General features: G+C 57.0%; 6 protein-coding genes. All 6 read left to right on the top strand.

Annotation, left to right across the window (positions count from 1 at the left end):
• Positions 1-163 precede the first annotated feature (163 nt).
• Positions 164-577: an RNase H family protein gene (locus WA989_RS00155; protein ID WP_424338507.1), complete on the top strand. Its 414-nt coding sequence runs from the start codon at positions 164-166 to the stop codon at positions 575-577.
• A 151-nt stretch (positions 578-728) separates the two neighbouring features.
• Positions 729-2744 carry a type I restriction-modification system subunit M gene (locus tag WA989_RS00150; protein WP_424338506.1) on the top strand — a complete coding sequence of 672 codons (2016 nt, stop codon included), beginning with the start codon at positions 729-731 and terminating at the stop codon, positions 2742-2744.
• On the top strand, positions 2741-4012 hold the full coding sequence (locus WA989_RS00145; protein ID WP_424338505.1) for a restriction endonuclease subunit S: 1272 nt from the start codon (positions 2741-2743) through the stop codon (positions 4010-4012). The genes WA989_RS00150 and WA989_RS00145 overlap by 4 nt, the downstream gene beginning before the upstream one ends.
• Positions 4009-5388, top strand: a complete 1380-nt coding sequence (locus WA989_RS00140) for an HNH endonuclease (protein ID WP_424338504.1) — start codon at positions 4009-4011, stop codon at positions 5386-5388. The genes WA989_RS00145 and WA989_RS00140 overlap by 4 nt, the downstream gene beginning before the upstream one ends.
• Positions 5385-6425, top strand: coding sequence for a restriction endonuclease (locus tag WA989_RS00135; protein WP_424338503.1), 1041 nt, complete (start codon positions 5385-5387; stop codon positions 6423-6425). Before WA989_RS00140 ends, WA989_RS00135 begins: the two co-directional genes overlap by 4 nt.
• On the top strand, positions 6426-8069 hold a 1644-nt coding region (locus tag WA989_RS00130; protein ID WP_424338502.1), incomplete at its 3' end, for a type I restriction endonuclease.

Here is an 8069-nt window from a genome sequence, read left to right as displayed (position 1 = left end):
GGAAGCCCTCGCTGGAGCGTCTGAAGACGGCGCTGGAAGAAGCACTTCCGATGCTTGGCTTAGTCGATGACCGTAATTACAGGCCCGACGAATTGCGTGTGCCGTAGCGCTGGCGTCGTTCGAGAATTCGACAAACCTGGAAGAAGTAAGGAGCCCAAACAAAATGAGTGATAGCTCAGCGCGGAAAGCAAAAGTGTTTGTAAAATCAAAAGGTCGCCAAGGTATGGCGGAATGGGCAATTCAGGTCGTTCCGGTTGGTAAATCACCAAGGCGCAAATCTCGCAAAGAGTTTGGCCTCACGCAGCCGCAAGCCTATCTAAAGGCGGTCACGGAGATGCTCGAAGAGATCTCCGAAGGCGCTCAACTGGAGCTTGTCTGCAATGACAACTATTTGACTGACGGCATCAACACATATCTGGCTGCTTGGCAGGCCAATGGATGGCGTAAGAGCGATGGTGGCGAGATCGCAAACAAGGATGCCTGGCAACGCCTGAGCGCTGCACTCACACGACACACTGTCAGCGCCCGCAGAAGTCATACTGATGACGAGTTAAGAGTGCTAACAGAGATGCTGTAGCACTTGGTGAGAAGCGACAGGCTTAACCGCCTTGTAAGAGCTCCTTTGCGCTCGACTGCCGCGAGCACGGATGCGCAGGACAAGACTTGTATCAGAGCGGCAACTCCTGCATCCCTTGAACCTGTAATTGCTTCGGAGGGGCAAGCCGGTCATGCAAGCGTCTGAGAACGTCAAGTCACTGTCGTCCTTCGCCTGGTCAATCGCCGAGATCCTCAGGGGTGACTTCAAGCAGTCCGAGTATGGTAACGTCATCCTGCCCTTCATCGTGCTGCGGCGTCTCGACTGCATCCTGGAGGCCTCCAAAGCCAATGTCCTCGAAGCCAACGATGCGCTTCCGGACGGCGTCGATGACCTTACGCGGGACATGATGCTCTTCGATGCCGTGGGCGATGGCATCAAGGTCTACAACCTTTCAGCGCTGACGCTCGATAACATGCGTAACCAGGAGCCGGGACAGCTATACGACAACATCGTAAAGTACATCACGAGCTTCTCCTCGAACGTCCGGGACATCTTCATTGAGAAGTTCCTCTTCATAGACCATTTGAAGCGCCTGCGTGATGGCAAAATCCTCTGGCCTGTCTTTGAGCGCTTCGTTCAGATTGATCTTCACAAGAGCGAAGTCAGCAATGTTGAGATGGGCTATCTCTTCGAGGAGCTCATACGCCGCTTCTCGGAAATCTCGAACGAGACAGCTGGGGAACACTTCACACCGCGCGAAGTCATCCGCTTGATCGTCGACCTTCTGGTCGCACACGATGCGGACAGCCTGGTTGGTCGCGGCATCATTCGCCAAGTCTATGATCCGGCTGCAGGGACAGGCGGCATGCTGGCGCTAGCTGAGGAAGCACTGACCAATCTCAACAGCGACATTCGCGTCGAGCTTTACGGACAGGAGCTCAACCCGCAATCATTCGCAGTGTGCAAGTCAGACATGCTGGTCACAGCTCATGACCCCGAGCAGATTGCCTTTGGAAACACGCTCACCGAAGACGCCCACAAGGGCAAGCGCTTCCACTACATGCTCAGCAATCCGCCCTACGGCGTTGACTGGAAGAAGTACAAGGATCCGATCGTCGAGGAAGCGAGTGAGCTTGGGGCCGATGGTCGTTTCGGTGCTGGCTTGCCGCGCGTGTCAGACGGACAGCTTCTCTTCCTGCAGCACATGATCTCGAAGATGCGCAACGACTCGGCAGGCTCGCGCATCGGCATCGTCATGAATGGCTCGCCCCTGTTCACCGGCGGTGCAGGGTCGGGCGAGAGTGAGATCCGCCGCTGGATGCTGGAGAATGACTGGGTCGAGGCGATCATCGCCCTGCCAACAGACCTCTTCTACAATACGGGCATTCAGACCTATGTGTGGATCCTCACCAATCGGAAGGAGACAGCGCGCCGGGGCAAGGTCCAGTTGATCGACGCGAGCGGGGAGCGCTTCTGGTCGTCCATGCGCAAGTCCCTTGGCTCGAAACGCCGGGAGATCCCTGAGGCCGCACGCAATGAGATCTCGCAGATCTATGCAGGCTTCGAGCATGCAGACCCTGACGTCTCCAAGGTCTTTGCAACGACCGAATTTGGCTATCGCGAAGTGCGCGTCGAACGCCCCCTGCGGCTGCGCTTTGAGGTGACGGAAGAAAAGCTCGAGGCCCTGAACGAGCAGAGAGCCTTCAGCAATCTTGAGGATGCCGAACAGGACGCCATCAGGACAGCCTTGAAAGGACGGCTGTCTGACGGGACCTGGATGGACCGGGAGGCCTTCCTGGCGGACCTGGACGAGGTCGCAGATGGTCAAGGCTTGTCCCTGCGCGCACCGATCAAGAAAGCGATTGTGTCGGTGTTGGGTGAACAGGACGAGGAGGCAGAAATCTGCCTCGACAATAGCGCCAAACCGGAAGCAGACACGTCACTCCGCGATCACGAGCTCGTGCCGCTCCGGGAAGACTGGCGGGACTACATCGCCCGCGAAGTGACGCCCTTTGTGGCGGACGCCTGGGTCGATGAAAGCCACACAGATGCGCAGGATGGCGAGGTTGGCCGGGTCGGCTATGAGATCAACTTCAATCGCTACTTCTACCAGTATGTGCCGCCACGCCCGCTGGCTGAAATCGACGCCGAGCTGAAGATGCTGGAGGCAGAGATCGCTGGCTTGCTGAAGGAGGTGGTCGAGTGATCCCGACCACCGATATCGTTGCGAATGGAACGCCGGCAGGATGGCGAACCGTGCCGTTCTGGTCGCTATTCCGCAGAGAGAAGAAGACCGGGTTCCCAAACGAAGAACTTCTGTCAGTCTACCGCGACTACGGCGTCATCCCGAAAGCATCGCGCGACGACAATCACAACAAAGAGTCCGAAGACCTCTCTGGGTATCAGTTGGTGACGCAAGGTGCGCTAGTCACCAACAAGATGAAAGCGTGGCAGGGTTCGATCGCAATCTCGCGTTTTCAGGGCATCGTCAGTCCAGCGTATTATGTCTACACGCCGCAAAGTGACGAGTGCGACCAGTTCTTGCACTATCTGCTGCGTAGCGATCCTTACATCGGTCTTTACGGGCGCATCTCCAAAGGCGTCCGCGTCAATCAGTGGGACTTGGAACACGAGGCATTGCGAAACATCCCAGTGTTGCTGCCCGACCTCGCGACCCAACGCCAGATTGCCGACTTTCTGGACCGTGAGACCGCAAGAATAGACCTGCTGATCGAGAAGAAGCAGCGGTTGGTCGCGTTGCTAGGGGAGAAGGCGAAGGCGAATAAACTCGCTCTCGTTACGGGTCAGCGGATAGGCGAGCAGAAGCAAACAGGCATCCTTTGGGCCCCTCTTATACCTCAACATTGGCAAGAGCGCGCAGTTTGGATGCTCTTCGAACTCGGTCGGGGACGTGTCATGTCTCACGAGTATATTGCCGAGAACGAAGGAGAATATCCAATCTATTCTTCACAGACCGCGAATGACGGTGTGATGGGTTTTATCAATACCTACGACTTTGACGGTGACTATCTGACTTGGACAACAGACGGCGCAAAAGCGGGAACGGTCTTTCGCAGAAGCGGTAAGTTCAATTGCACAAACGTATGTGGCACGCTGCGGCCTCTCACTAGGTCGGTTGATCTCAACTACGCCCAGGTTGCTCTTGATACGGCGACTGACTTTTTTGTGCGTCACGACATCAATCCAAAATTGATGAACGGTGTTATGTCTAAGATCCGTATTCCGTACCCTCCTTTGGATGAACAAAGCCGAATTGGTGATGCAATCGATCACATCGAAAAATCGTTCAAGCCAATTCGCGATAAGAACCGTGCGTCTATCGACCGCCTCAAAGAATACCGCTCCGCCCTGATCACCGCCGCTGTTACGGGTCAGATCGACGTTGCGACCTACGCTAAATCCGGCATTTCTGATCGCCGCCTCGACGCCATTCAAGAGGAGATGGAGGCATGAGCGAGATCGATCGCCTCACGACATTCGTTTATGACTGGATGAAGTCAAACGGGCTCGTCGAGATCCCGTCAAAGACCCCCAACAGCAACCGAGTGCGTTTAGATGCCTGGAAGCACTCGCGTTCCAACCGTCCCCTTGGGCTCGAGCGCCAGACAGCAACGGTCAACTTCTGGCTGCGGCAGTCAGATGTTCCTCGATCAATTCCCGATGGCGTGAAGTCGACCTTGAAGGTCTGGGACGGGACGGAATGGTTTGCCCCTGTTCCGAGCGAGTCTGGAAAGCGCGGCGGTGCCAATAGCAATCTGAAGACCTTCGCCGAGTTTGAAGGCCATGATCTCGTACGACTTGGCGTGCGAACAATCGACCAGGCAAGAAGCATTCTGGAAGCTGTCTTTGGACCCTCAGCTTCTGCCGCCGCCGCGACGAACATATTCCTCCTCAAGGTGAATGGCGAACTCCATTGCCCTGATGGCATCTGCCGACCTGCTTCTGCGGATGACTGGGAAGGGGGAGACGTCCTTATCCACAACGAAACCCCGAGAAGTATCGTCGGCGGCAAGCTGCAGGACGGCGCTGAGATCATCGAAGGCGACCACCTTTGGATCTGGACGCATGAGGATGAAGCGTATGGCTCTGGCCAGGGCTTGATGGCAACAGCGGAGGCTGGTGGGATCGGGATCCAAGGCAGCGAGCGCACAGTAACCTTGAGGAAAGTTCGCCTCCTGCCCCAGCCCGCAGGCTTCAAGGACGGCTTCGCTGAACCAACATCATCTGCCGTCATTGAATTCGCGCGCTCGCATCGTCACCGCCGCGTGATCGAGATGACGTCGCAGGACGTCGCGGAGATTGAGGCACTGCTTGGTATATGGAGCAAAGACCAGTCAGCGCGCAAAGCTGCAGCTACCGCGCACCTGTCCGACTGGAATGAACTGATCAAGCAACACAAGGACGACTTGCTGACTGAGCTTGCTGAGCGTCAGCTAAGCTCCAGAAAGCCTCGCCCGAACCAACAAGCGTTCAGGACGGCCCTCGTCGACGCTTACAGGGGGCGTTGCGTCATCACTGGGCTCGGCATCACAGAAGCTCTGGAAGCAGCGCACATTCTGCCCCATACGGGCGACGCCCGCTTTGATGTGGTCGAGAATGGACTGCTGCTCAGGCGCGATCTTCACACGCTCTTCGATGCGTTTCTCTGGAGCATCAATCCGCATACGTCGAAAGTTGTCCTGGCTAAACCTCTTCTCAACTCTCCCTACCTAGAGCTGAATGGCAAAACCGCAGAGCACCAAGCCGCGCCCGAAGCGCTGAAGTTTCACGTCCGGCAATTCAAGCAACGCCAGGAAGACAGCGGCAGCATGGACAGGGAGAGAGCATGAGCCGCTTATGGTTGATCAGGCTGGGCAAGTATGGCGAAGCAGAAGCCCGCGCCCTGGAGGACGGGACATTCGCTACAGGCTGGGAAATCGATCAGGACGTTACCGACGCGAAGTCTCGTGAAGAACTGCTGAAGATCCTCGAACAGACGTATCCCAACAAAAAGGCCGGGACGCTCAAGAATTGGGCCGTGCAGATCAATCAGCTCTTCAATACAGCGCAGGAGGGCGATCTGGTCGTGATCCCGTTCAAGACCACGGGAGAAGTTGGGATCGGGCGCATCAAGGGCGGTCCACTTCATGTCGATGGCAAGTTTCCAGGTCGCAGAGTGCAGTGGCTCGCAACGGACCTCCCACGCGAAGCGATCAAGCAGGACTTGCGGTTTAGCATGGGGGCCTCTCAAACTGTCTGCGAGATCCACCGGAACAATGCCGCCGCCCGGTTCGAAACAATCGCGCGCACACGGCAGGATCCAGGACCAATCGCGACTTCGGCAAAACGTCCAGTTGCGACAGACGAAACCGTCGAAGATACCGACCTCATGGCCCCGGACATCGGGTCGATTGCTCGACAACAGGTCGAAGACCATATCAGCGCGAATTTCGCTGGGCATGAGTTCACAGCGTTGATCGCTGCAATCCTCGAAGCCCAAGGGTACAGGACGGAGGTCACGCCGCCTGGACCCGATCGCGGCATCGACATCGTCGCAGGCAAGGGTGAACTTGGCTTCGATGCTCCTCGGCTTGTCGTTCAAGTGAAATCAGGTGACCTTCAAGGCGACCAGCCGACGCTGCAAAGCCTCATAGGCAGTGTTCAGGATGCACATGCCGAACATGGCTTGCTCGTTTGCTGGTCAGGCTTCAAGCAGACCGTACGCCAACGCTTGAATGAACTCTACTTCCGGATCCGCCTATGGGGACGCAAGGAGATCCTGGACGAGCTGTTTGACGTCTATGACGACCTGCCAGAGGACTTGAAAGCCAAGTTGAGGCTGCAACGTGTATGGACGGTCGTTCCAGACGAAGACGTGGAGGCGTAGATGCCCGCACCGCTGGGTCAGCGAGATCTCCACAAGGAAAAGGTCGTTCAGCAGCACCTCGTCGAGCGCTTGATCGCCACACAAGGCTACACACGGCGTTTGTCCGCCCATCACGACCGAGGGCTCGCGCTCGACAAAGAGCTCGTCCTGGAGTTCCTGAGGGCCACACAGGCGGATGAGTGGGCGAAGCTGGTTGACCACTATGCAGGCCAGGCCGAACAAACCCTGTTCGATCAACTCGCCCGCGCGCTCAAGGATCGGGGCACTCTGGAAGTGCTTCGCCATGGCATCAAGCTCGTACCGGGCATCAAGTTCAGCTTATGCTTCTTCAAGCCTGCGTCGGCCCTCAATCCCGAACTCGTCGAACGCTATGAAGCGAACATCCTGTCCGCGATTGAGGAAGTCGAGTACAGCCAGAAGAACGGCAATCGCATTGACGTGGTTCTCTATGTGAACGGCTTGCCGGTCGCGACGCTGGAGCTGAAGAACAAGCTCACCGGCACGACGCACAAACACGCAGAGAAACAGTACCGTCAGGACCGTTCTCCCAATGGCGAACCACTACTGACCTTCAAACGCGGCGCTCTGGTTCACTTTGCAGTGGACCAGGAGTACGTCACGATGACGACGCGCCTGCGCAACGGGAAGACGTTTTTCCTGCCATTCAATCGAGGCAAGGAAGGCGGCGCTGGCAATCCCGACATCGACGGCGAGTTTCCGATCGCCTACCTCTACGCTGACCAACCAGAGGGCAATGCCGTGTTTGGCCGGGACGTCCTTCTCGCGATCATTGGGCGCTTCATTCACCTCAACGAGATGGGGGTGATGATATTCCCCCGCTTTCAGCAACTTGATGCGGTGCTGAAGTTGATGGAGCACGCCCGGTCGCATGGCGCAGGACACAACTATCTGATCCAGCACTCTGCCGGGTCAGGCAAGTCCAACACGATCGGCTGGACAGCACATCAAGCCGTCAATCTTCATACCGACGACGACCAGCCAATCTTCCACACGGCGATTATTGTGACTGACCGACTTGTGCTCGATCGGCAATTGCAAAGAACTGTCTCTGACCTGGAGCAGACGCCGGGCGTTGTTCGAAAGATTGACGGCACGTCGCGGCAACTTAAGGAAGCGATCGAAAGAGGCGCACGGATCATCGTTACGACCATCCAGAAGTTCTCCACAGAGCATCTCCAGGTCGTCTCTGGGCAACGTGCTCGCCGCTTCGCGGTCATCGTTGATGAAGCCCACGGGTCGCAGTCCGGCAAGGCCGCGCAAGCCCTGGCGGACGCTCTGAGCCGCAAGGACGAACATGGTCAAGATGGAGGGTCGCTGGAGGATGTCATTCTCGACTTCCAGAATAGCCGTGGACCGCAGCCCAATATTTCCTACTTCGCATTCACGGCGACGCCGCGCAATGTGACGCTCGAGAGGTTTGGAGTTCCAGGGCCGGACGGCACGCCACGCCCCTTCCATCTCTATTCGATGCGACAGGCCATCGAAGAAGGCTTCATTCTGGATGTTCTCCAGAACTACATGACCTACAAGGCCTACTACGCGCTCGAAAAGGCGATCGAAGACGAACCACAGTTTCAATCGAGCCGCGCGCAAGGGCGGGTGGCAAGGTTCGCCCAGCTGCAC

It is taken from the genome of Henriciella sp., assembly GCF_049649345.1.
Classification (GTDB): domain Bacteria; phylum Pseudomonadota; class Alphaproteobacteria; order Caulobacterales; family Hyphomonadaceae; genus Henriciella.
The sequence above is the reverse complement of the archived record's forward strand: the minus strand, read 5'-3'. Positions and strand labels throughout refer to the sequence as shown.